Annotated in this window: 20 protein-coding genes, 1 pseudogene and 1 riboswitch; of the genes and pseudogenes, 8 read left to right on the forward strand and 13 right to left on the reverse strand. The window is 60.8% G+C overall.

Annotated elements, in window-relative coordinates; all coding sequences use genetic code 11:
- Positions 1-85: 85 nt before the first annotated feature.
- The 7 genes from ACQ7C1_RS30510 to ACQ7C1_RS30540 all read right to left on the reverse strand — a co-directional run bounded on the left by ACQ7C1_RS30510 (position 86) and on the right by ACQ7C1_RS30540 (position 6,639).
- Positions 86-1,216: a calcium:proton antiporter gene (locus tag ACQ7C1_RS30510; protein ID WP_430961038.1), complete on the reverse strand. Its 1,131-nt coding sequence runs from the start codon at positions 1,214-1,216 to the stop codon at positions 86-88.
- A gap of 162 nt (positions 1,217-1,378) precedes the next feature.
- Positions 1,379-2,086, reverse strand: coding sequence for an SDR family NAD(P)-dependent oxidoreductase (locus ACQ7C1_RS30515; protein WP_430961039.1), 708 nt, complete (start codon positions 2,084-2,086; stop codon positions 1,379-1,381).
- 162 nt (positions 2,087-2,248) lie between these two features.
- Positions 2,249-2,599 carry a ribbon-helix-helix domain-containing protein gene (locus tag ACQ7C1_RS30520; protein WP_085779593.1) on the reverse strand — a complete coding sequence of 117 codons (351 nt, stop codon included), beginning with the start codon at positions 2,597-2,599 and terminating at the stop codon, positions 2,249-2,251.
- A gap of 23 nt (positions 2,600-2,622) precedes the next feature.
- Entirely contained in the window at positions 2,623-3,219 is a 597-nt protein-coding gene (locus ACQ7C1_RS30525; protein ID WP_430961040.1) for a DJ-1/PfpI family protein, read from the reverse strand.
- 182 nt (positions 3,220-3,401) lie between these two features.
- Positions 3,402-3,794 carry a DUF779 domain-containing protein gene (locus tag ACQ7C1_RS30530; RefSeq protein ID WP_085779591.1) on the reverse strand — a complete coding sequence of 131 codons (393 nt, stop codon included), beginning with the start codon at positions 3,792-3,794 and terminating at the stop codon, positions 3,402-3,404.
- Positions 3,795-3,999: 205 nt separating this feature from the next.
- On the reverse strand, positions 4,000-5,508 hold the full coding sequence (gene adh / locus ACQ7C1_RS30535; protein ID WP_430961041.1) for an aldehyde dehydrogenase: 1,509 nt from the start codon (positions 5,506-5,508) through the stop codon (positions 4,000-4,002).
- A 171-nt stretch (positions 5,509-5,679) separates the two neighbouring features.
- Entirely contained in the window at positions 5,680-6,639 is a 960-nt protein-coding gene (locus ACQ7C1_RS30540) for a helix-turn-helix domain-containing protein (RefSeq protein WP_430961042.1), read from the reverse strand.
- 209 nt (positions 6,640-6,848) lie between these two features.
- On the opposite strand from ACQ7C1_RS30540, the gene msrB reads away from it, so the two are divergent.
- Positions 6,849-7,334, forward strand: a complete 486-nt coding sequence (gene msrB, locus ACQ7C1_RS30545) for a peptide-methionine (R)-S-oxide reductase MsrB (RefSeq protein ID WP_097601755.1) — start codon at positions 6,849-6,851, stop codon at positions 7,332-7,334.
- 30 nt (positions 7,335-7,364) lie between these two features.
- Here msrB and ACQ7C1_RS30550 read toward each other — a convergent pair whose 3' ends face one another.
- Both ACQ7C1_RS30550 and ACQ7C1_RS30555 read right to left on the reverse strand, forming a co-directional pair.
- Entirely contained in the window at positions 7,365-8,573 is a 1,209-nt protein-coding gene (locus ACQ7C1_RS30550) for a TIGR03862 family flavoprotein (RefSeq protein ID WP_430961043.1), read from the reverse strand.
- 70 nt (positions 8,574-8,643) lie between these two features.
- The gene (locus tag ACQ7C1_RS30555) at positions 8,644-9,066 is read right to left on the reverse strand and encodes a MerR family transcriptional regulator (protein ID WP_430961044.1); all 423 of its coding nucleotides are present in this window, start codon (positions 9,064-9,066) and stop codon (positions 8,644-8,646) included.
- 71 nt (positions 9,067-9,137) lie between these two features.
- Between ACQ7C1_RS30555 and ACQ7C1_RS30560 the strand changes: the two genes are divergently transcribed.
- The 6 genes from ACQ7C1_RS30560 to ACQ7C1_RS30585 all read left to right on the forward strand — a co-directional run bounded on the left by ACQ7C1_RS30560 (position 9,138) and on the right by ACQ7C1_RS30585 (position 17,368).
- Positions 9,138-11,396: a heavy metal translocating P-type ATPase gene (locus ACQ7C1_RS30560; protein WP_430961045.1), complete on the forward strand. Its 2,259-nt coding sequence runs from the start codon at positions 9,138-9,140 to the stop codon at positions 11,394-11,396.
- A 209-nt stretch (positions 11,397-11,605) separates the two neighbouring features.
- Positions 11,606-11,829: riboswitch (cobalamin riboswitch) on the forward strand.
- Between the two features lie 261 nt (positions 11,830-12,090).
- On the forward strand, positions 12,091-12,312 hold the full coding sequence (gene nrdH, locus ACQ7C1_RS30565; protein WP_085779585.1) for a glutaredoxin-like protein NrdH: 222 nt from the start codon (positions 12,091-12,093) through the stop codon (positions 12,310-12,312).
- Between the two features lie 13 nt (positions 12,313-12,325).
- Entirely contained in the window at positions 12,326-12,727 is a 402-nt protein-coding gene (nrdI, locus tag ACQ7C1_RS30570) for a class Ib ribonucleoside-diphosphate reductase assembly flavoprotein NrdI (RefSeq protein ID WP_430961046.1), read from the forward strand.
- The gene (gene nrdE / locus ACQ7C1_RS30575; protein ID WP_430961047.1) at positions 12,706-14,874 is read left to right on the forward strand and encodes a class 1b ribonucleoside-diphosphate reductase subunit alpha; all 2,169 of its coding nucleotides are present in this window, start codon (positions 12,706-12,708) and stop codon (positions 14,872-14,874) included. Before nrdI ends, nrdE begins: the two co-directional genes overlap by 22 nt.
- A gap of 195 nt (positions 14,875-15,069) precedes the next feature.
- On the forward strand, positions 15,070-16,044 hold the full coding sequence (gene nrdF / locus ACQ7C1_RS30580) for a class 1b ribonucleoside-diphosphate reductase subunit beta (RefSeq protein ID WP_430961048.1): 975 nt from the start codon (positions 15,070-15,072) through the stop codon (positions 16,042-16,044).
- A 100-nt stretch (positions 16,045-16,144) separates the two neighbouring features.
- Positions 16,145-17,368, forward strand: coding sequence for an adenylate/guanylate cyclase domain-containing protein (locus ACQ7C1_RS30585; RefSeq protein ID WP_430961049.1), 1,224 nt, complete (start codon positions 16,145-16,147; stop codon positions 17,366-17,368).
- Positions 17,369-17,380: 12 nt separating this feature from the next.
- Here the strand turns inward: ACQ7C1_RS30585 and queE are convergent, their stop codons facing one another.
- The 4 genes from queE to ACQ7C1_RS30605 all read right to left on the reverse strand — a co-directional run bounded on the left by queE (position 17,381) and on the right by ACQ7C1_RS30605 (position 20,318).
- Positions 17,381-18,109 (reverse strand): 7-carboxy-7-deazaguanine synthase QueE, encoded by a 729-nt coding sequence (gene queE / locus ACQ7C1_RS30590; RefSeq protein ID WP_097601760.1) that lies wholly within the window; start codon positions 18,107-18,109, stop codon positions 17,381-17,383.
- Positions 18,106-18,462 carry a 6-carboxytetrahydropterin synthase QueD gene (gene queD, locus ACQ7C1_RS30595; protein WP_430961050.1) on the reverse strand — a complete coding sequence of 119 codons (357 nt, stop codon included), beginning with the start codon at positions 18,460-18,462 and terminating at the stop codon, positions 18,106-18,108. The genes queE and queD overlap by 4 nt, the downstream gene beginning before the upstream one ends.
- On the reverse strand, positions 18,462-19,172 hold the full coding sequence (queC, locus tag ACQ7C1_RS30600; RefSeq protein WP_430961051.1) for a 7-cyano-7-deazaguanine synthase QueC: 711 nt from the start codon (positions 19,170-19,172) through the stop codon (positions 18,462-18,464). The genes queD and queC overlap by 1 nt, the downstream gene beginning before the upstream one ends.
- 87 nt (positions 19,173-19,259) lie before the next feature.
- A complete protein-coding gene (locus ACQ7C1_RS30605) occupies positions 19,260-20,318 on the reverse strand; it encodes a LacI family transcriptional regulator (protein WP_183706457.1) in 1,059 nt (352 codons plus the stop codon).
- 308 nt (positions 20,319-20,626) lie between these two features.
- On the opposite strand from ACQ7C1_RS30605, the pseudogene ACQ7C1_RS30610 reads away from it, so the two are divergent.
- Positions 20,627-20,791 (forward strand): annotated as a pseudogene (locus ACQ7C1_RS30610) (sugar ABC transporter substrate-binding protein); the annotation flags it as partial.

The raw sequence follows: 20,791 nt of genomic DNA on the forward strand, positions 1-20,791 counted from the left end.
AGTCCTTTATCTCCCGCAACATCACAATCAGCTATCGCCGGCGCGAAGACTTCATCTTCGCCGGTCCGTTCCCGCATGCCGGATATCATTGCTGGAAAATCAACAGGACGTAGGCCAGAAAAAGCACGAGATGGACCGCACCCTGCATCAGATGCGTGCGACCGCTGGCAAAGGTGATGATGCTGACGGCAAGAGTGAGCAGCAGCATCACGAGATCTCCATGCTCCAGTCCGAGTGTTACCGGGTGTCCGTAAAGGCGGCTGATGACGAGCATCGCCGGCACGGTCAGCCCGATCGTCGATAAGACCGACCCGAGAAAAATATTAATGGAGCGTTGAAGATTGTTGGCGATGGATGCGCGTACGGCGCTGATGGCCTCGGGGGTCGCGACAAGAATGGCCATGACGACACCGCCAAACGCAGTTGGAGCCTGCAGGGTTTCGATGATGTAATCGATCGGCCGCGCGAGTTGTTCGACCAAGAAGACCACCGGTCCCATATAGGCGAACAGCAATAGGGCGTGAGGCCAAACCGGCGGGTGGTGAAGCGCAGCTTCGCCAAGAGGTTCGCGGCGATTGCTGCCGTCGGTGAAGTAGTCCTGATGGCGACCGGCTTGCAGAAACAGAAACGTGGCATAAAGACCGACGGAGAGTATGCCGAGGACCAATTGCCGTGGTGCCGACGGGTGCTGTCCGTCCGGGCCGGAAAGAAATGTCGGCATCACCAGGCTGAGCGTAGCCAAGGGTACGATGACACCGAGATAGGCGTTGGCGCCCTGGAGGTTATGCTGTTGCTCCGGCCGCCGCCATGCACCTAGGAGCAATGACAGGCCGACCATGCCGTTCAGGATGATCATAACGACCGCAAACAAGGTGTCGCGGGCCAGGGTCGGATTGTTTTCGCCGTGAATCATCACGGCGGAAATCGCCATCACTTCGATCGAAGTGATGGCGAGCGTCAGAATAAGGGTGCCGTAAGGCTCCTTAAGGCGCTCCGCAAGGTGATCCGCGTGCCGCACGACCAACAGAGCGGAACCGAGCACGACGGTAAACAGCCACGCGAAAACGACGGTGAACCAAAGCGGATCGGAAAGTCGGCTGAAGAGGTCGTCCTGGAAAACAAGGCACGCCAAACTCGTCGCGATGCTGACGCCCAGGAACCATTCCTCGCGCATCAGATCGGTTGCGCCGGTGGGCAATGCCGGCCCGTCAGCCATCGCAACCACCGTGATCCGGCAGATGCCGCCGCAATGCGATCATTGACACCATGGCCTGCCCGATCCTGAGATAAAGGTCGTTCATTTGTCGTCGGCCCACAATAGCAAAAGGACCGTGCTCCAGGCCAGATGGCCGCGACCATTCAAATGCGCACAGCTTGCCTATTCGCGGCCGGTAGCCGGAATCGCTGCGCCGGTAACGACGGCTGCGGCGGGCGATATCAGGAAGGCGATGAGCCGAGCGATCGACTGCGGCGATACCCAGGCGTCGGTTTTTGCATTGGGCATGGCAGCACGATTCTCGGGGGTATCGATCGTGCCAGGCAGAATGCAGTTGGCGGTGATGCGGTCGTCGCGGCACTCGGCAGCAAGCGCTTCCGTCAGCCGGATGACGGCCGCTTTCGAGGCTGCATAGGCTGCCTGGTTAGGACCGGCCTTCACGCCAGGCATCGCAGCGACGTGTACGATGCGGCCGTAGCCTGCAGCCTTCATCGTCGGGAGAACCGCCGCGCTGATCGTCAGCGCGGTGCGGGCGTTTGCCGTCATCATCGTATCCCATTGCGCCGGGGCTTCCGGCCCGACCGGCCCCATCTGAAACCCGCCGACGGTGTTGACCAGTGCGCCTACGCCGCCGAAGCGCTTGACGGCTCGGGCGACGGCGGCAGCGCAGGAGGCGTAATCGGTGAGATCCGTTCCGGCAATCGATAGAAACTCGCTGGACGCGGGAAGCTCGCTGGCCAAAGTTTCCAGCTCCTGGCTCGAACGGTTCATGCAGACGAGTTTCACGCCGGCGCCGGCAAGCTCCCGGACAACGGCGCTGCCGAGGTTGCCGCCGGCTCCCGTGACGATCACGGCTTTCTGGTCGTTCATGGCAAGTGATCTCCTGACGGTGCCGTTGCTGGACGCCGCGCATTGTTGGTCCAGGCTGCGCCGCAACGCAACCCCTGCGCAACCGCGCCAGTCAGGTATCTTGAGAACGTTGGCGGAGCAGTGAGCTCCGCCCGTCATCATCCAGCTCCGTCGCGTTGGGATTCAGTGATATTTTTCCCGTTCGCGGCCGAGAATGTCCGGCGCATCCAACTCGGAGATCGGGCGGGTGACATCTGCCGGGATGTCACCGGTGAGCTGCAGGTCGAGATAGCGAGCGCAGCAGACGCGCAGGAAGGACGTGAAGTTTCCGAGATCATGGCCGGCATCGATCGATTCATGGTGCAGCCGGGTAATCAACTGCACGACGTTCATGCCGTCGCGCCGCGCAATTTCCTCGAGCTTCGACCAAAAGAAGTTCTCCAGCCTCACGCTGGTGACCATGCCGTCGATGCGCAGCGATCGGGTGGTGCTTTCCCACAGCCGTGCATTCGCCTTGATGAAGAGCTCACACATGTCGTCCTCTCGGTGCGGCCTCGTCAAGCGGCGTTGGTCTCGGGTATTGAAGAGGCATCGAGTACGGCCATGAACTGCCGCAGCCAGGAGGGATGCGCCGGCCAGGCAGGCGCCGTGACAAGGTTGCCGTCCGAGACCGCATCAGTGACGGAAATATCTGCGTAAATGCCGCCGGCAAGTTCGACTTCCGGCCGGCAGGCGGGATAGGCCGAGCAGGTGCGGCCCTTCAGCACGCCGGCGGCGGCAAGCAGCTGTGCGCCGTGGCAGATGGCTGCAACGGGTTTTCCGGCATCGAAGAAATGCCGGACCGATTTGATGACGTCGGCATTGAGGCGAAGATATTCCGGCGCGCGACCGCCGGGGATGACCAGGGCATCGTAATCCTCCGCCCGCACGCTGTCGAAAGTGGCGTTCAGCGCGAAATTATGACCTCGCTTTTCCGAGTAGGTCTGATCGCCCTCGAAATCGTGAATGGCAGTGGCGACAGTCTCACCCGCCTTCTTGCCGGGGCAGACGGCGTCGACCGTGTAGCCGCAGGCGAGCAGCGTTTGAAACGGCACCATCGTTTCATAATCTTCGGTGAAGTCACCCGTGATCATCAGGATCTTAGAAGCTGGCATCGCATACTCCTTTGAAACCAACAGAGCGAAGATTAACAAAGACCGCCGAGCAGCAGGTACTATGCGAATACTACAGGCGAAATTCTCGGCCGGAAGTAGATGAGCACCACGACAACGCCTCTATCAGATCCGCTTCCGCACGTGTCTTCTCAAAACCCTTCCACTCCATCGCGCGGCAGGTATCAGACCGTCCTGACCGTCGCATCCGGGACGGCACAGGCCTCGCCGCCGCCGAAGAGACGGGAACGGGTGAGAAAGCGTTTCTCGCGGCCGTTGTCGAGCGAGAACATGCCGCCGCGGCCCGGCACGACGTCGATGATGAGCTGCGTGTGTTTCCATGCCTCGAACTGGCTGGCGCTGATATAGACCGGCACGCCGCCGATCTCGCCGAGCTTGACGTCGCTGTCGCCGACCATGAATTCATTGGCAGGATAACACATCGGTGAAGAGCCGTCGCAGCAGCCGCCGGACTGGTGGAAGAGGATATCGGGATGGTCCCGCTTGATTTCTGCAATCAGATCAAGGGCCGCATCGGTTGCGAGAACACGCGGTTCGCCGTCGACGGTCGTTTCCATAGTTCTTCCTCCTAAAGTTTGGGGGAAGAAAAAACCTCCCCGACCCCTCCCCACAAGGGGGAGGGACTCAACTTGTTGAACTGCCTCGTTCTAAAAGCGATGTATCGCCTTGCTGAGACTTCGGTAGGGAAAGCTGGTGGAGCGGCATCTTAAGCCGCTCCCCCTTGTGGGGAGGGGTTTTGAACCTCTCCCATATGAAAACATCTCAGAAGAAACCGAGCGCCTTCGGGCTGTAGCTGACCAGCATGTTCTTGGTCTGCTGGTAATGCTCGAGCATCATTTTGTGAGTTTCGCGACCGATGCCGGATTGCTTGTAGCCGCCGAAGGCGGCGTGGGCGGGATAGGCATGGTAGCAGTTGGTCCAGACGCGGCCCGCCTGGATCTCGCGGCCGAAACGGTAGCAGCGATTGGCGTCGCGGCTCCAGACGCCGGCGCCGAGACCGTAGAGCGTGTCGTTGGCGATTTCGAGCGCCTCCTTCTCATCCTTGAAGGTCGCGACCGAGACCACGGGTCCGAAGATCTCCTCTTGGAACACCCGCATCTTGTTGTGGCCCTTGAAGATCGTCGGCTTGACGTAATAGCCGTTCGCCAATTCGCCGCCGAGATCGTTGCGCGAGCCGCCGGCCAAAACCTGGGCGCCTTCCTGCTTGCCGATGTCGAGATAGGCGAGGATCTTCTCAAGCTGCTCCGTTGATGCCTGGGCGCCGATCATCGTTTCCGGATCGAGCGGGTTGCCCTGTTTGATCGCCTCGACGCGTTTGACGGCCTTTTCCATGAAGCGGTCGTAGATCGATTCCTGGACGAGGGCGCGGCTCGGGCAGGTGCAGACTTCGCCCTGGTTGAGGGCGAACATCGCAAAGCCTTCGAGCGCCTTGTCGAGAAAGTCGTCATCCTCCGCCATCACGTCGGCGAAGAAGATGTTCGGCGACTTGCCGCCGAGTTCGAGCGTCACCGGAATGAGGTTCTGGCTGGCATATTGCATGATGAGCCGGCCGGTCGTCGTCTCGCCGGTGAAGGCGATCTTGGCGATGCGGGGGCTGGTTGCCAGCGGCTTGCCGGCCTCGATGCCGAAGCCGTTGACGATGTTGAGCACGCCGGGCGGCAGGAGATCGCCGACGAGTTCGGCCCAAAGCAGGATCGAAGCGGGGGTCTGTTCGGCGGGCTTCAGCACCACGCAGTTGCCGGCGGCAAGTGCTGGCGCCAGCTTCCAGGTCGCCATCAGGATCGGGAAGTTCCACGGAATGATCTGGCCGACGACGCCGAGCGGCTCGTGGAAGTGATAGGCGATGGTGTCATGATCGATCTCGCCGATCGAACCTTCCTGGGCGCGGATGCAAGAGGCGAAGTAGCGGAAGTGGTCGATCGCCAGCGGAATGTCGGCCGCCATGGTTTCGCGGATCGGCTTGCCATTGTCCCAGGTCTCTGCCTGGGCAAGCAGTTCCAGTTTGTCTTCCATGCGCCGGGCGATCTTCATAAGGATATTGGAGCGCTCGGCGGCGGACGTGCGGCCCCATTTTTCCTTGGCCGCATGGGCCGCGTCGAGCGCGAGATTGATGTCCTTTTCATCGGAGCGTGGGATGTCGCAGAGTTTGCCGCCTGTGACCGGCGTCACGTTTTCAAAGTATCTGCCTTCGACCGGCTCGCGCCATTCACCGCCGATATAGTTGCCGTATTTCAGCTTGAACGGCGATTCCACGATTTTCTGATGAAGCATGTCATCCTCCCTTGATGGTCCAGGTTCCCAAGCGAACCAGTGTGAGGAAAATGCGCATGTTTCAGCGGCCGGAACAGAGCATGTCATCCATATCGCAGTGCACACTGTCGCAGGGATGCGACAGGATCGTGTCGTGATTACCGCATGTCGATGGAACCTTCGTGGGCGTGCTCAGTGAAGGTCGAACTTCTTCATCTTTCGGTGCAGAGTGGCGCGACTGATCCCGAGTGCTGCGGCTGCCTGCGAAACGTTACCGCTAGTACGCGACAGCGCGCGCAGCAAGGCTGCCTTCTCGGCTTCGATGATCTCCTCCTGCTGCGAGACCCCAGCCTCATGCAGGGCATCGGCGGCAGGGATGCCGGTGGCGATCCGCCTGTCGTCCAGTTGCAGCGCGATGCGGGCGGCGCGGGTTGCGCCGAGCACGAGGTCGTGCCGATCGACAGCGAGCAGAGCGGCGGCGGAATTGGCGGGGCTCGGGACCATCAGGAAACGGGCGCCTGCAAAGGCCGAACGAAAGAGATTGAGTTCAATGCGCATGGCCGCATCGCGCACGGTCTGCGTCAGGATCGCCAAGGTCATCTCGTTTACGTCGTTGCGGCAGGTAGAGATATCAAGCGCCGCGGCCAACCGGCCACGGTGATCGCGGATCGGCGCCGTCGTGCAGCTGAGGCTGGTATTTGCGCAGAAGAAATGCTGATCGCGGAAAATGGCGACGGCGCGTTCATCGGCGAGCGCCGTGCCGATGCCGTTGGTGCCGATGCTCGCCTCGGTCCAGATTGAGCCGGTCCAGAGGCCGAGTTTGTGAAATTCCTTGTCGTCGCCGGCAGCCCCGCGGCGCTCCAGCGCAATGCCGTTCCTGTCCGTCAGAAGCAAGCAACAGCCGGCCTTGCCGACGGTGCTGAAGAGACGATCGAGCTCTTCCGTCGCGCTGGCAATCAGCTGCCCGGACTGCTCGCGGGCGCGCCGGAACTCCTCGTCGGTCAGGCGCAGCGGCGCCCGTTCGTCCTCGGGTGCGAGCTGGTGCATCGTCATGCACCGCCGCCAGGAGGCGACCACCGGAGAACTGGCGGCGGCGGAGTCGCGTTGGGCCGACGTGTAGACGTGCTCGGCATGTGCAGAGTGTTCGTGCATCGGCTCCTCCCACCGAAATTCAGCGCAGTCTGGTGGAAAAGCCGCGGGTTTGCAATCAGCCCGCACTTGGCGGTCCTCAATCCCCGACTCTTCCCGACGAAAGGACTGAATTCACATTTCGGTGTTCGTGCCGTCTTCGTTGTAACAAAAGACTGCTCCTGTCCGTAGTTCTGTGCAGAAACGAAGTTTGCCGGCGAGGAGAATCGACCGTGTTGAACAGACGATTGTTGCTGATGGGCGCCGCTTTCGGAGCGATGGCAGTTCGCTTGGGCCTGATCGGTGAGGCGATCGCCGGCGAGACCTTCGCGGTGACGCACAGCGAGGCGGAATGGCGCAAGCTGCTGACGCCGGATCAGTATGCCGTCCTGCGCCAGGCGGGGACGGAGTCTCCCTTCACCAGCGTCTTGCTGCACGAGGAGCGGAACGGCAAGTTCGCCTGCGCCGGCTGCGACCAGAACCTGTTTTCCTCGGCGACCAAATTCGACAGCGGCACCGGCTGGCCGAGCTTCTGGGCGCCTCTTAAAGACGCCGTCGGCACGGAGCGCGACACCAGCTTAGGCATGACGCGGACCGCTGTGCATTGCAGCCGTTGCGGCGGCCATCTCGGTCATGTCTTTGATGACGGCCCGAAACCAACCGGGCTTCGCTACTGCATGAACGGTCTTGCCTTGACGTTTCATCCGGCCTCGGCCTGATCGGGGAACAGCTGTTGTCCCGATTCTGTTCTAGCGCGGCAACCAAGCCTCGATGCCGCGCCCGGCTGCACGGCCGGTCGCCAGACAGGCGGTGAGGAGATAGCCGCCGGTCGGCGCCTCCCAGTCGAGCATCTCACCGGCGACGAAGGTGCCGGGCAGCGCCTTCAGCATGAAGTCTTCGTTGATGCTGGTCCAGCGGATGCCACCTGCAGAGGAGATCGCCTCGGCAATCGGCTTTGTATCGAGAACCGGTACCGGCAGAGCCTTGATCACGCCGGCGAGACGTTCGGGATCGGCTCGGTCGCGGTCCGGCGCGAGTTCGCGCAGCAATGCCGCCTTGACGCCTTCAAGCCCGGCACCCTTGCGCAGGCGGTTTGAAAAGCTCGACCTGGTGTCCTGCCGCGTCAAATCGCGCGCCAGCCTTTCGATCGTCCGGCCCGGGGCGAGGTCGAGCGTCAGGGCAGCGCTGCCGTGGTGCAGCAGCCGGTCGCGGAGGCTGGCCGCATGGGCGTAGACCAAGCTGCCTTCGATGCCGCTGCCGGTGATGACGAACTCGCCGGGAAAGGTGCCGGCTTCGGATGTGGCGGTGACCGACTTGACGGGCTCGCCGGCGAAACGCGCGCTGAAGCCGGCGCTCCAGTCGACGACGAAGCCACAATTGGCGGGCCGGAAAGCAGCGATCTCGACGCCCCTCTGGGCCAACCAGGGCAGCCAGGCGGCATCCGAGCCAAGGCGCGGCCAACTTGCGCCGCCAAGCGCCAGCAGGGCGGCGTCGCAATGGACGATGCTACGCCCTTCCGGCGTTTCGAAAACGTAACCGTCTTCGACAAGGCCGGTCCAGCGATGGCGGGTGCGCAACGCAACACCCCGCTCTTCAAGCCGCTTGAGCCAGGCACGCAGCAAAGGAGAAGCCTTCATCACCTTGGGGAAAACCCGGCCGGACGAGCCGACGAAAGTTTCCGTCCCGAGCCCTGCGGCCCAATCCCTGATATCACCGGGAGTAAAGGCGTCGAGAGCGGGACGTAGACGGGCTGAAGCCGTTCCGAAGCGCGTAACGAAACGGGCATAATCCTCGGAATGGGTGATGTTGAGGCCCGACTTGCCGGCCAGCAGGAACTTGCGGGCGAAGGTCGGCATCGCGTCGTAGATCGCCACAGCATGGCCGGAGAGCGAAAGCAGCTCGGCAGCCGCAAGACCCGTGGGGCCGCCACCGATGATCGCAATCCGTTTCTGGCTCATGATGTCTTCGCCCGATTCCTTCCGGCGCAGTTTTGGCGCGGTCGCCGCTCACCTGCAAGGGTGCAGGTCGTCAATGGTGAGAATGCATGCATTGACCATGGTCGGCGAGAATCTCTATGACCCGGCACTGGTCGACGCGGCCGTGGCCGCAGCCCTCCACCATCATTTCCAGCTCGGCCTTCAAAGCCATCAGGCTGCGGATGCGCTGCTCAACCTCAAGGAGGCGAGCCTTGGCGATGGCGTCGGCCGAGGCGCAGGACTGGTTCGGATCATCCTGCAGCGTCAGCAGCGTGCGGATTGCCTCGATCTCGAAACCGAGCTCGCGCGCGTGGCGGATGAAAGCGAGGCGGCTGATGTCGGCAGGTTCGAAGGATCGCTGGTTGCCTTCGCTGCGGCTCGGGGCCGCAAGCAGGCCGATGCTCTCGTAATAGCGCACCGTCGGCACCTTGACGCCGCTCCGGCGTGCGGCTTCGCCGATGGTGATCTTTTTCATGATTTTCCTCTTGCACCTCTAGTCGCTAGAGGATGTAGGAGAAATGCTTCTATTTGGCAAGGAAGCGGATCATGGCGGAGACGAGCGAGACACGGTACCGGGTCGGCGGCATGGATTGCGCCGCCTGCGCGACCAAGATCGACGCGGCGGTCAGACGGGTGGCAGGCGTTGCTGATGTTTCCGTGTCGGTGATGGCGGGCACGATGACCGTCCGGCATGACGGCAGTGACCTCAAGGCGATCGAGAAGAAGGTGACGGGGCTTGGTTATTCCGTCTCGCCCTTTGCCGGAAGCGCAGCCCCTATACCTGAACGCCGCTTGCATCGTCATGACCATCATCATGATCACGGCGATCACGCAGACCACCACCACGCCGGTCATGATCACAGTCATGAAGGCCATGGTCACGACCACGCCCGTGGCGAAAAGGAAATCGAAGGCCTGCATGGGCACGGCTACATGCCGATGACCGGCCCCTGGTGGAAGAGCAGGAAAGGGCGGTTGACCATACTTTCCGGTGCAGCGCTCGTTACCGCTTATACTATCGGCCATCTCGTGCCGGCAGTCGCGTCCTATGCCTTTATCGTCGCCATGCTGGTCGGTCTGGTGCCGATCGCCCGGCGCGCTGTCATGGCGGCCCTCTCCGGCACTCCTTTCTCGATCGAGATGCTGATGACGATCGCCGCCGTCGGCGCCGTCATCATCAACGCGGGAGAGGAAGCGGCAACCGTCGTCTTCCTGTTCCTCGTCGGCGAGTTGCTCGAAGGGGTGGCCGCGGGCAAGGCGCGTGAAAGCATCCAGTCTCTAACGGCCCTGGTGCCGAAAACCGCACTGCTCGAAGACAATGGGCAGATGCGCGAGGTGCCGGCGGAAAGCCTTGCCGTGGGGGCGATCATCATGGTTCGTCCCGGCGACCGCATCTCGGCCGACGGCATCATCGTTTCAGGCGAGAGCGTGATCGACGAGGCGTCGGTGACGGGCGAGAGTACGCCGGTGCGCAAGGGCGTCGACGCCGTCGTTTATGCCGGTACGGTGAATGGCGATGCGGTGCTCCGGGTTCGTGTCACGGCGGCCGCAGCCGACAATACCATCGCCCGTGTCGTCAAGCTGGTGGAGGAGGCGCAGGAATCCAAGGCGCCGACGGAACGCTTCATCGATCGGTTCTCGCGCTATTATACGCCCGGTGTTGTCGTGGTCGCCGCACTCGTCGCGGTCGTTCCGCCGCTTTTCTTCGGCGGTTTGTGGCACGAATGGATCTACAAGAGTCTTGCCATCCTTTTGATCGGTTGCCCTTGCGCACTGGTGATCTCGACGCCAGCGGCGATCGCCGCTTCGCTGTCGGCAGGTGCGCGGCGCGGGCTCTTGATGAAGGGCGGCGCGGTCCTGGAAACGCTCGGCAAGGTGACGATGGTCGCCTTCGACAAGACAGGCACGCTGACCGAAGGCAAGCCCAAGGTGACCGACATCGTCTCCTTCGGATTGAGCGACGCGCAGCTCTTGTCGCGTGCGGCCGTGCTGGAGCGGGGGTCAAGCCATCCGTTGGCACTCGCCATCCTCAACCGCGCCAAGGCCGATGGTGTTCCGGTGCCGCCGGCTTTTGAACTCGAGGCGCTGCCGGGCAAGGGCGTCCGTGGCAAAGTCGGGGGCGAGACGCTGGATCTGCTGTCGCCGTCCGCTGCCCGCGAGCGCGGCGCGCTCAGCGCCGAACAGAGTGCACGCATCACTGACCTGAACGACGAGGGCAAGAGCGTGTCGGTGCTGCTTGTCAACGGCGCTGCGGCCGGTCTGATCGCCATGCGTGACGAGCCGCGTGAGGACGCGGTGGCCGGGCTCTCGGCGCTCAAATCGGCCGGCGTCAAGGCGATGATGCTGACTGGGGACAACAAGCGGACGGCAGCGGCCGTTGCCGGCATGCTCGGCATCGACTGGCGCGGAGAGATGATGCCCGAGGACAAGCAGCGGGTCGTCGGTGAACTGAAGCTCGAGGGTTTCACCGTCGCCAAGGTCGGCGACGGTATCAACGACGCGCCGGCGCTCGCCGCCGCCGACATCGGTATCGCCATGGGCGGCGGCACCGATGTGGCGCTGGAGACGGCCGATGCCGCCGTGCTGCACGGGCGCGTTGGCGACGTGGCGCGAATGATCGCGCTTTCGCAGCGGACGATGCGCAATATCCTCGAGAATATCACCATTGCACTCGGGCTGAAGGCTGTCTTCCTGGTGAGCACGATCATCGGGATCACCGGGCTCTGGCCGGCGATTCTCGCCGATACCGGAGCCACCGTGCTGGTTACGATCAACGCGCTCAGGCTGCTCCGCGTAGAGGAATAAATCCTTTCCTCTTCGGAGCGCCGATTAGGGCCGATCCGGAATCGAAAACCGCAGAGCCGGCTACAGGCCGGCTCTCGTCGTTCAGGCCTTCTCCACAGTTCGTTTTGTTTAAGCCTTCATTATCCATGTTTTTCACAGGAACGCAGTGATTTCAAACCTGCCGTAACGCAACGCACAAACCATCCGTTGACGTGAATTTCGATTCGCGTACTATATCTAGTGTTCAAGGTTCCTTCGATTCGTGAGGATCGCGGGCTAAGACGGGAATATGGTGCGTCTCGCCATGAGGGTGGGGCAAGGCCGGAGCTGCCCCCGCAACTGTGAGCGGAGAGCAACTGTCCGATTTCGGGTCACTGGGGCATGATGCCTCGGGAAGGCTGGGCAGGTGCTTCGACCCGTGAGCCAGGAGACCTGCCTTGAATGAAACGTCCACGGGCGGGGTGTCCGGAAGGTCGCGTGCATGCAGCGGAATGATCCGCGCTGTTGCGCTGCCCCGAACGACCGCATGAGCACTTCGGGGTTTGAAGTCATGTCGAGAGCATCAAGGCCGGCGCCCGCGCACATCCTGCGAGGGACCAAGTCAGGCGTTTAAAGCGCCAACCTTGCCAGATCACTATCAAGCATTTCCCCGGACGCCGCATGGCGCCCGATCCCAGTCCTGCGTCCTGAATTCATTGACTTCACGAGGAACATGATGAGCGTTACCGTTTACAGCAAGCCGGCCTGTGTCCAATGCACGGCCACTTACCGCGCCCTCGATCGCCTGGGCGTGGATTATGAGATCGTCGATATTTCCGAGGATGCCGAAGCGCTCGATCGCGTGCGTGGCATGGGCTACATGCAGGTTCCGGTCGTCGTTGCCGGCGAGCAGCATTGGGCGGGCTTCCGCCCCGACATGATCAGCGCGCTCTCCTGACCGGAGAAAAGGAGTGGGGCTGATCGTCTATTATTCCAGCCGATCCGGGAACACCCATCGTTTCGTCGAGAAGCTGGGATTGCGCGCGGCGCGCATTCCCCTCGGCGCTGAGGCCATCCACATTCGCGAACCCTATGTGCTGATCTCGCCTACCTATTGCGGAAACGGCGGTAAAGGGGCCGTGCCCAAGCGGGTGATCCGCTTCCTCAACGAGGCGGAAAACCGCTCCAACATCCGCGGCGTGATTGCTGCGGGCAACAGCAATTTCGGCGAGACCTATGGGCTCGCCGGCGATGTCATCTCGAAGAAGTGCCGGGTGCCGTACCTCTACAGGTTCGAGCTCCTGGGAACTGCCGAGGATATCTCCAATGTCAAAGACGGGATGGGACGATTTTGGACACGGGAACAAATCTGACGCGGGACGCGGGCGCAAAACCGCTGAAAGCGGCCGAAACACTCGACTATCATGCACTGAACGCGATGCTCAACCTCTACGACGACGAGGGAAAGATCCAGCTCGACAAGGATCGCGTGGCGGCCAAGCAATATTTCCTGCAGCATGTGAACCAGAACACCGTGTTCTTTCACAATCTTCGGGAAAAGCTCGATTACCTCGTCACGGAGGGCTATTACGAGCAGGAGGTTCTCGACCAGTATTCCTTCAATTTCGTCCGCGACCTGTTCGATCAGGCCTATGCCAAGAAATTCCGGTTTCCTACCTTCCTCGGGGCTTTCAAATATTACACCAGCTATACGCTGAAGACCTTCGACGGAAAGCGCTATCTCGAGCGCTACGAAGACCGCATCTGCATGGTGGCGCTGGCTTTGGCGCGCGGCGATGAGGCCCTTGCTCGCGACATAGTCGACGAGATCATTTCCGGCCGCTTCCAGCCGGCAACGCCCACCTTCCTCAATGCCGGCAAGAAGCAGCGCGGCGAACTCGTTTCCTGTTTCCTGCTGCGCGTCGAGGACAACATGGAATCGATCGGCCGGTCGATCAATTCGGCGCTGCAGTTGTCGAAACGCGGCGGCGGCGTGGCCCTGTCGCTGACCAATATCCGCGAGGCGGGCGCGCCGATCAAGCAGATCGAAAACCAGTCCTCCGGCATCATCCCCGTCATGAAGCTCCTGGAAGACAGCTTCTCCTATGCCAATCAGCTCGGTGCGCGGCAGGGGGCGGGTGCGGTTTATCTGAACGCCCATCATCCCGATATCATGCGCTTTCTCGACACCAAGCGTGAAAACGCCGATGAGAAAATCCGCATCAAGACGCTGTCGCTCGGCGTTGTCGTGCCCGACATCACCTTCGAACTCGCCAAGAACAATGAGGACATGTACCTGTTCTCGCCCTACGACGTGGAACGGGTCTACGGCGTGCCTTTCACCGAGATTTCGGTGACGGAGAAGTACCGGGAAATGGTGGCGGACGCCCGCATCTCGAAGAAGAAGATCAAGGCGCGCGAATTCTTCCAGGTCATCGCCGAAATCCAGTTCGAAAGCGGCTACCCTTACATCATGTTCGAGGACACGGTGAACCGCTCGAACCCGATTGCCGGGCGCATCTCCATGAGCAACCTCTGCTCGGAGATACTGCAGGTGAGCGAGGCGAGCGACTATCATGACGACCTTTCCTACAAGCATCTCGGCAGGGATATTTCCTGCAATCTCGGCTCGCTGAACATTGCTGCGGCGATGGATTCGACCGACTTCGGCAAGACGATCGAGACCTCGATCCGGGCGCTGACAGCGGTGTCCGATATGAGCAATATCTCCTCGGTTCCTTCGATCGAGAAAGGCAATGACGAGAGCCATGCGATCGGCCTCGGGCAGATGAACCTGCACGGATACCTCGCCCGCGAACGCATCTTCTATGGCTCTGAGGAAGGCGTCGATTTCACCAACATCTATTTCTATGCGGTGACCTATCACACGCTGCGTGCCTCCAATCGTCTGGCGGTCGAGCGTGGTGTGAGCTTCAAGGGGTTCGAGAATTCGAAATACGCTTCAGGTGACTATTTCGACAAATATACCGAGCAGGAATGGAAGCCGGCCACCGAAAAGGTGCAGGCGTTGTTCGACAAATCGGGCATCCATATTCCGACACAGCAAGACTGGGTGGCGCTGAAAAAGGCGGTGATGGCCTCAGGCCTCTATAACCAGAACCTGCAGGCGGTGCCGCCGACGGGCTCGATCTCCTATATCAACCACTCGACTTCCTCGATCCATCCGATCGTCTCGAAGATCGAGATCCGCAAGGAAGGAAAGATCGGCCGCGTCTATTATCCGGCGCCGTTCATGACCAATGACAATCTCGACTACTATCAGGACGCCTACGAGATCGGGCCGGAGAAGATCATCGACACCTATGCGGCAGCAACCCAGCATGTCGACCAAGGCCTGTCGCTGACCCTGTTCTTCCGTGATACGGCGACGACGCGCGACATCAATAGGGCGCAGATTTACGCCTGGAAGAAGGGCATCAAGACGATCTACTACATCCGCCTTCGCCAGATGGCACTTTCGGGTACGGAAGTGCAGGGGTGTGTGTCGTGTACGTTGTGATTTGATTTCGCTTGTGAGCACTGCCCCTCACCCTAACCCTCTCCCCGTTCTGACGGGGAGAGGGGACTCGCCACACGAGCCGGCAATAAAGACGGATAAGGGTGCGGCATACCCCCTTCGCCCCGCAAGCGGGGAGAAGGTGCCGGCAGGCGGATGAGGGGCAAATCCGGATACATTCCTCAAGAGGACCACCTTATGAACATACAACTCAAGCCAGCCTCGCGCGTGCGCGCCATCAACTGGAATCGCATCGAGGACGACAAGGATCTCGAGGTCTGGAATCGCCTCACCGGCAATTTCTGGCTGCCGGAAAAGGTGCCGCTGTCGAACGACATCCCTTCCTGGGCGACGCTGACGGCGGCCGAGCAGCAGCTGACCATTCGGGTCTTCACCGGATTGACGCTGCTCGACACGATACAGAACGGAGTCGGCTCCATCAGGTTGATGGAGGATGCGGCGACGCCGCATGAGGAGGCAGTGCTTTCCAACATCTCCTTTATGGAAGCGGTGCATGCCCGTTCCTATTCCTCGATCTTCTCTACGCTGTGCTCGACGCCTGATGTCGATGATGCCTATCGCTGGTCCGAGGAGAATGAATTTCTTCAGCGCAAATCAGCGCTGGTCATGGAGCAATATGCCTCCGGCGACCCTTTGAAGAAGAAGGTCGCCAGCGTCTTCCTGGAAAGTTTTCTGTTCTATTCCGGCTTCTATCTGCCGATGTACTGGTCGAGCCGCGCCAAACTCACCAACACGGCCGATATGATCCGGCTCATCATCCGGGACGAGGCGGTGCACGGCTATTATATCGGTTACAAATATCAGCGCGGGCTGGAACGGCTTTCCGAAGAGCGCCGTCAGGAGATCAAAGATTTCGCCTTCGACCTGCTGCTCGACCTCTACGATAACGAGGCGAGATATACCGAAGCGCTCTATGACGGAGTCGGGCTGAGCGAGGACGTCAAGAAGTTCCTCCACTACAATGCCAACAAGGCGCTGATGAACCTCGGCTACGAAGCACTGTTTCCGGCCGAAGCCTGCAAGGTCAATCCGGCGATCCTGTCGGCGCTGTCGCCGAATGCCGACGAGAACCACGACTTCTTCTCCGGCTCGGGGTCCTCCTATGTCATCGGCAAGGCCGTGGCCACCGAAGACGAGGACTGGGATTTCTGAGACTTAATTGCAGTCTCCCCTTATCATTTGCTTCGCCATCGACCACATTCACGGAAAATGAATTCGGTGTTCGTCGGTGATGCGGCGTAGTGGGGTTTCTATGTCCTCTTTTTTGAACAAGGCCGGGGCTGCCGTTGAAACGGATGACGGCGCCTGGCCGATCCGCCGGAGGCGGATCCTCGACTGGCTGGTGAACGAGACGCGCGGCGAGCGCTTCATCGACAACATCCTGGTGGCAATGTGCGAGAAGCTTTTGGCAGCGGGGGTGCCGGTGGCGCGCGCGACGCTGCATTTCAGGACTAACCATCCGCAATGGATCGGCGCCCGCATTCTTTGGAAAGAGGGCATGGCGGAAGCGAAAATCGACACATTCGCCTATGGTGTCGAAACCACGCCGGAATTCTTGAAGAGCCCGGTTAACGCGATCCATCAGGGTGCGGAGGAGTTTCGCAAACAGTTGGAAGGTGCAGCCGAAGACGACGAAGATAGTCTCTTTCAGGAATTGCGCGACGACGGCCTCACGGAATACATCGCCTGGCCGATCGAGCATACTTTCGGAAAACGTCACGTCGTGACATTTTCCACATCTCGGCCGGGTGGTTTTACGGGCGAGCATACCGATTTCCTGCGCGATCTCCTGCCGGCGCTGACCCTGGTCAGCGAGATCAGGCTGAAGAACATCATGGCACGCACGCTGCTGCAGACCTATGTGGGACCGCACGCGAGCGAGCATATCCTGTCAGGTGTCACGACCCGCGGCAGCGGCGCGACCGTCGGCGCGGCCATCATGATCTGCGATCTGCGCGATTTCACGGCGATCTCCGATCTCTGGCCGCGTGATGACGTCATCCACCTGCTGAACGATTATTTCGACGCCATGTCGGATCCGATCGAACGACATGGCGGGGAAATCCTGAAGTTCATGGGAGACGGGCTGCTGGCGATCTTCCCGCTAGCCAAGGAGACGGCCTGCCTCGATCTGCTGCAGGCGATCCGCGAAGGGCAGGCGTCGATGGCCGAGCTGAACGAGGAGCACCTGCGCACGGGACGGGAACCGCTGCGCTACGGCGTCGGTGTGCATGTCGGTGATGTCATGTACGGCAATATCGGCTCGCGCCGGCGGCTGGATTTCACCGTCATCGGCCCGGCGGTCAATGTCGCCTCGAGGCTGGAAAGCCTGACCAAGGAGGTCAAGCGGCCGGTGCTCTTGTCGCGGGCCTTCGTCGAAATGGCGGGCTGCGCCAAAGACATGGACAGTCTCGGCACCTTCCCGTTGCGCGGGCTCGGAGAGCCTGTCGATGTCTTTGCTTTTCCGGAGCGGTAGGCTCAGGCAGTGTCAGACGCCGCGCTTGTTTCCCCAAAGCAGCACGTGCAGCTGCGGCAGGACGCGCGGCGCAAACCATTGGTCGACTGTCACCTTCTCGACAAGCCAATGCATGCGATCCATCACGCCGTCGATATCGATGCGCGCGTCGTCGTCATCGGGGGGCGGCGGTGTATGGTTGCCCGGCTGAAGGTACAGGGGAATATAGGGATAGCGCTCGCCCGCCTCTCGGGCGAACGCATAATCAGCATCGTCGAAGACGACGATTTTCAAAGCGATCTCCGGTCCGCCGGCGGACAGCCGAAGACAATTGTCGACCTGCTCCCAGTCTGTCTGCATTCCGCTCGACGGCGGCTTGGGACTCAAGACCAGCGTATCGAGATCGCGAAACCAGTTCCGGGCGACACTTCCCTGAGTTTCCAGCGCGAAGCGGTATCCCTTGGCATGGCCGAGTTCGATCAGCGGCCCCAGCGGCTGGATCGCCGGATTGCCCCCCGAAAGGGAAACCGTCAGCGGTCTGCTTCCGGAAAGCCTGGTGACCTCCTGCCAGATCGCCTCGACAGACATCGGCATCCATTGATCCCTGAACGCGCTATCAACTGCATGAAGGCTATCGCACCAGGAGCAGCGATAGTCGCAACCGCCCGTCCTGACGAACACCGTCGGCAGGCCGATCAATGCGCCTTCGCCCTGTATGGTCGGACCGAAGATCTCGCTGACGCGGATGGTCTCCGCGCTCATGGTCTGTACTCCGCCCAGGTCTTCGGCGTTTCGCTGACGCGGACGGACGAAGTCTCGGGGAAGCGCTGCTTGCACCAGTCGTAGAAGTGCTTGGCCAGGAACTCGGAGGTGACTTTCGAATGACCGAACACGTGGTTCAGATGTCGATGATCGAGAGTCTCGTCGATATAGCTTTTGAGCGGCGAGAGGTCGTGATAGTCGCGAACGAAGCCGTCGTCATTCAGGGTTTCGGCAGAAAGTTCGATGACGACGATATAGTTGTGACCGTGGAGCCGGGCACATTGATGATTGGCCGGCAGATGATCCAACTGATGCGAGGCGGAGAGATGAAATTCCTTGGTGATGCGGTACATCAACGCACCTCCGTCGCGGCAAATTGCGACACCGCCGCTTTCCAGAAGTCGCGATCCTCGTATTCCGTCGGATCGGCGACACCGGCAAGGTGGAAGGCTTCGCGGCGTTCGACGCAGGTTCCACAGCGCCCGCAATGGAGACTGCCGCCCTTGTAACAGGACCAGGTTTCCGCGAAAGGCGTGCCGTGTTTTGCGCCATCGGCCACGATGTCAGTCTTGGAAATCTCGACATAGGGTGCGAGCAGCTTGACGCTGGCATAACCGTCCAGCGCTTCGTTCTGCATCCGCTGGAAAGCATCGATAAAGCCCGGCCGGCAGTCGGGATAGATGAAGTGATCGCCGCCATGCACGGCGACGGCGACCGCATCCGCTTTCTGCGCGGCGGCCAGGCCGAAGGCGATGGCCAGCATGATGGCATTGCGGTTGGGTACCACGGTGGCCTTCATGGTTTCCTCGGCGTAGTGGCCGTCCGGAACCTCGACATTGTCGGTCAGGGCCGATCCGCTGAGATGGCCGCCGATGGCGGCGATGTCGATAATATGATGGGGGACGGCAAGGCGCGCGGCGCATCGGGCGGCAAAGTCGAGTTCCTTGCGATGCCGCTGGCCATAGTTGAAGGAGACGAGACCGATAAGCTGCTCTTCCGCCGCCATCCTGTGGGCAAGCGAAACGGAGTCGAGTCCGCCGGAGCAGACGACGATGGTTTTCATATTTTGGATTCCCTTGTTTTGACCGGGTGGGCTGCGACCGGATTACACGCGCGCTTCTACGCCAAATCACGCTTCATGAAAACAGTTTTAGCGTTGACCGATCGGAAAGTTGATCTGCGGCGGCAGAAGAAGCTGCAAATTCTCCGCGTCGGGATTGTTGATGCGATGCAGCAGCATGCGGCCGAGATCCTCTCCCGCCGCCGTCAGATCCTCATGGATCGTATCGACCTTCGGCTGCAACTGAGTGAGAAGGCGCGATGTCTCCTTGGCGACGATATCGTAGTCGGCCGCAAGTGTCTGCCCGGCATCGCTCATGCCGCTGATGACGGCAAGCGCCGAAACTTCGCCGGGGCAGATGAAACCATCGGGAGCCCCCGGCGCGGCGGCGCGGCCGCGGATGAAGTCGCGCAGCACATCCGCCGGCGTGTCGAGATCGACGGTCTCGGGGATTTCATAGGCGACGCCGGCCTGCCGTACCGCCGTCATGAAGCCGTGCAGGATATGTTGGCAGAAGGTCAGCCGTTTCGGCGGCAGGATCACCGCCACCTTGGTGCGGCCCTTGGCGATCAGCCGGCATGTCGCTTCATAGGCAAAGGTGAAGTTGTCGTAGTCGACATAGGGATGCTGCGTCGAAAATTCCGTGCGGCCGTGACAGATGAAGGGAAAGCCGGTTTCGAGCAACAGGCGGACGCGGGCATCGAGCGGCTCGGTCCGGGTGAAGATCAGCCCGTCGGCCAGGTGGTTGCGGATGATGTATTCGGCGGCTTCGACATTGGTTGTCGACAGGAAGTTCGGAGCGACGACAAGATGGTAGGACGTCTCTTTCAGCGCCTTGGCAATGCCGTACATGATCGAGGTGCTGAAGCCGACCACCTCCTCGTGGGAATCAAGCAGGATGGCGACGACGTTGGTGCGGCCTGTCTTCAGACGCTGCGCCGCCCGATCCGGGAGATAGCCGATCTCGCGGGCAATACGGTGCACGCGCTGGCGGGTTTCAAGAGAGATCTGCGGCGCATCAGAGAGCGCCCTCGACACGGTTGTCACCGCAAGGCCGGCGATCGTCGCGATCGTTCGCAAGGTCGGCTTGCTGCGCTTGTGCGTGATATCGAGATTTTCGCCGCGATGCGGCCGGGACGGTTCGGTCACTCTAGGGCTTTCCATGCTGGAATTGCCGATACAATAACACGATGACTCAGGCGGGCAATCTGGGAATGAAAACGTTTTAAATTTTGACGCTTTATTATCCAATCGGATTATTTGAATGTAATTCAGTATGTTATTGCAGTAATCATATTTTTCTCGGGAGTCGAGAAAGGGCTTGACGACCAAAGGCTTATAACGTTTTAAATTGTTAACCGCGCGGAGGAGCGCGGCTTCATGCCGACCGCCGCAATGGCGGGACGCATCTGGTGGCGGGGAGGGTCCCGCCGCCGATTTCAAACGGGAGGAAATTCATGCGCAAGTTCATGAGCTCGGCAGCTGTCGCTGTCGTGATGCTGGCTGGTTTGGGTGCGGCGCAGGCTGCCGACGTGAAGGAAGTGCAGATGCTGCACTGGTGGACGTCAGGCGGCGAGGCAGCGGCTTTGAACGTTCTGAAGCAGGATCTGTCGAAGGAAGGT

The sequence above is a fragment of the Rhizobium sp. Nf11,1 genome (assembly GCF_050587665.1).
In the GTDB taxonomy this organism is placed as follows: Bacteria; Pseudomonadota; Alphaproteobacteria; order Rhizobiales; family Rhizobiaceae; genus Rhizobium.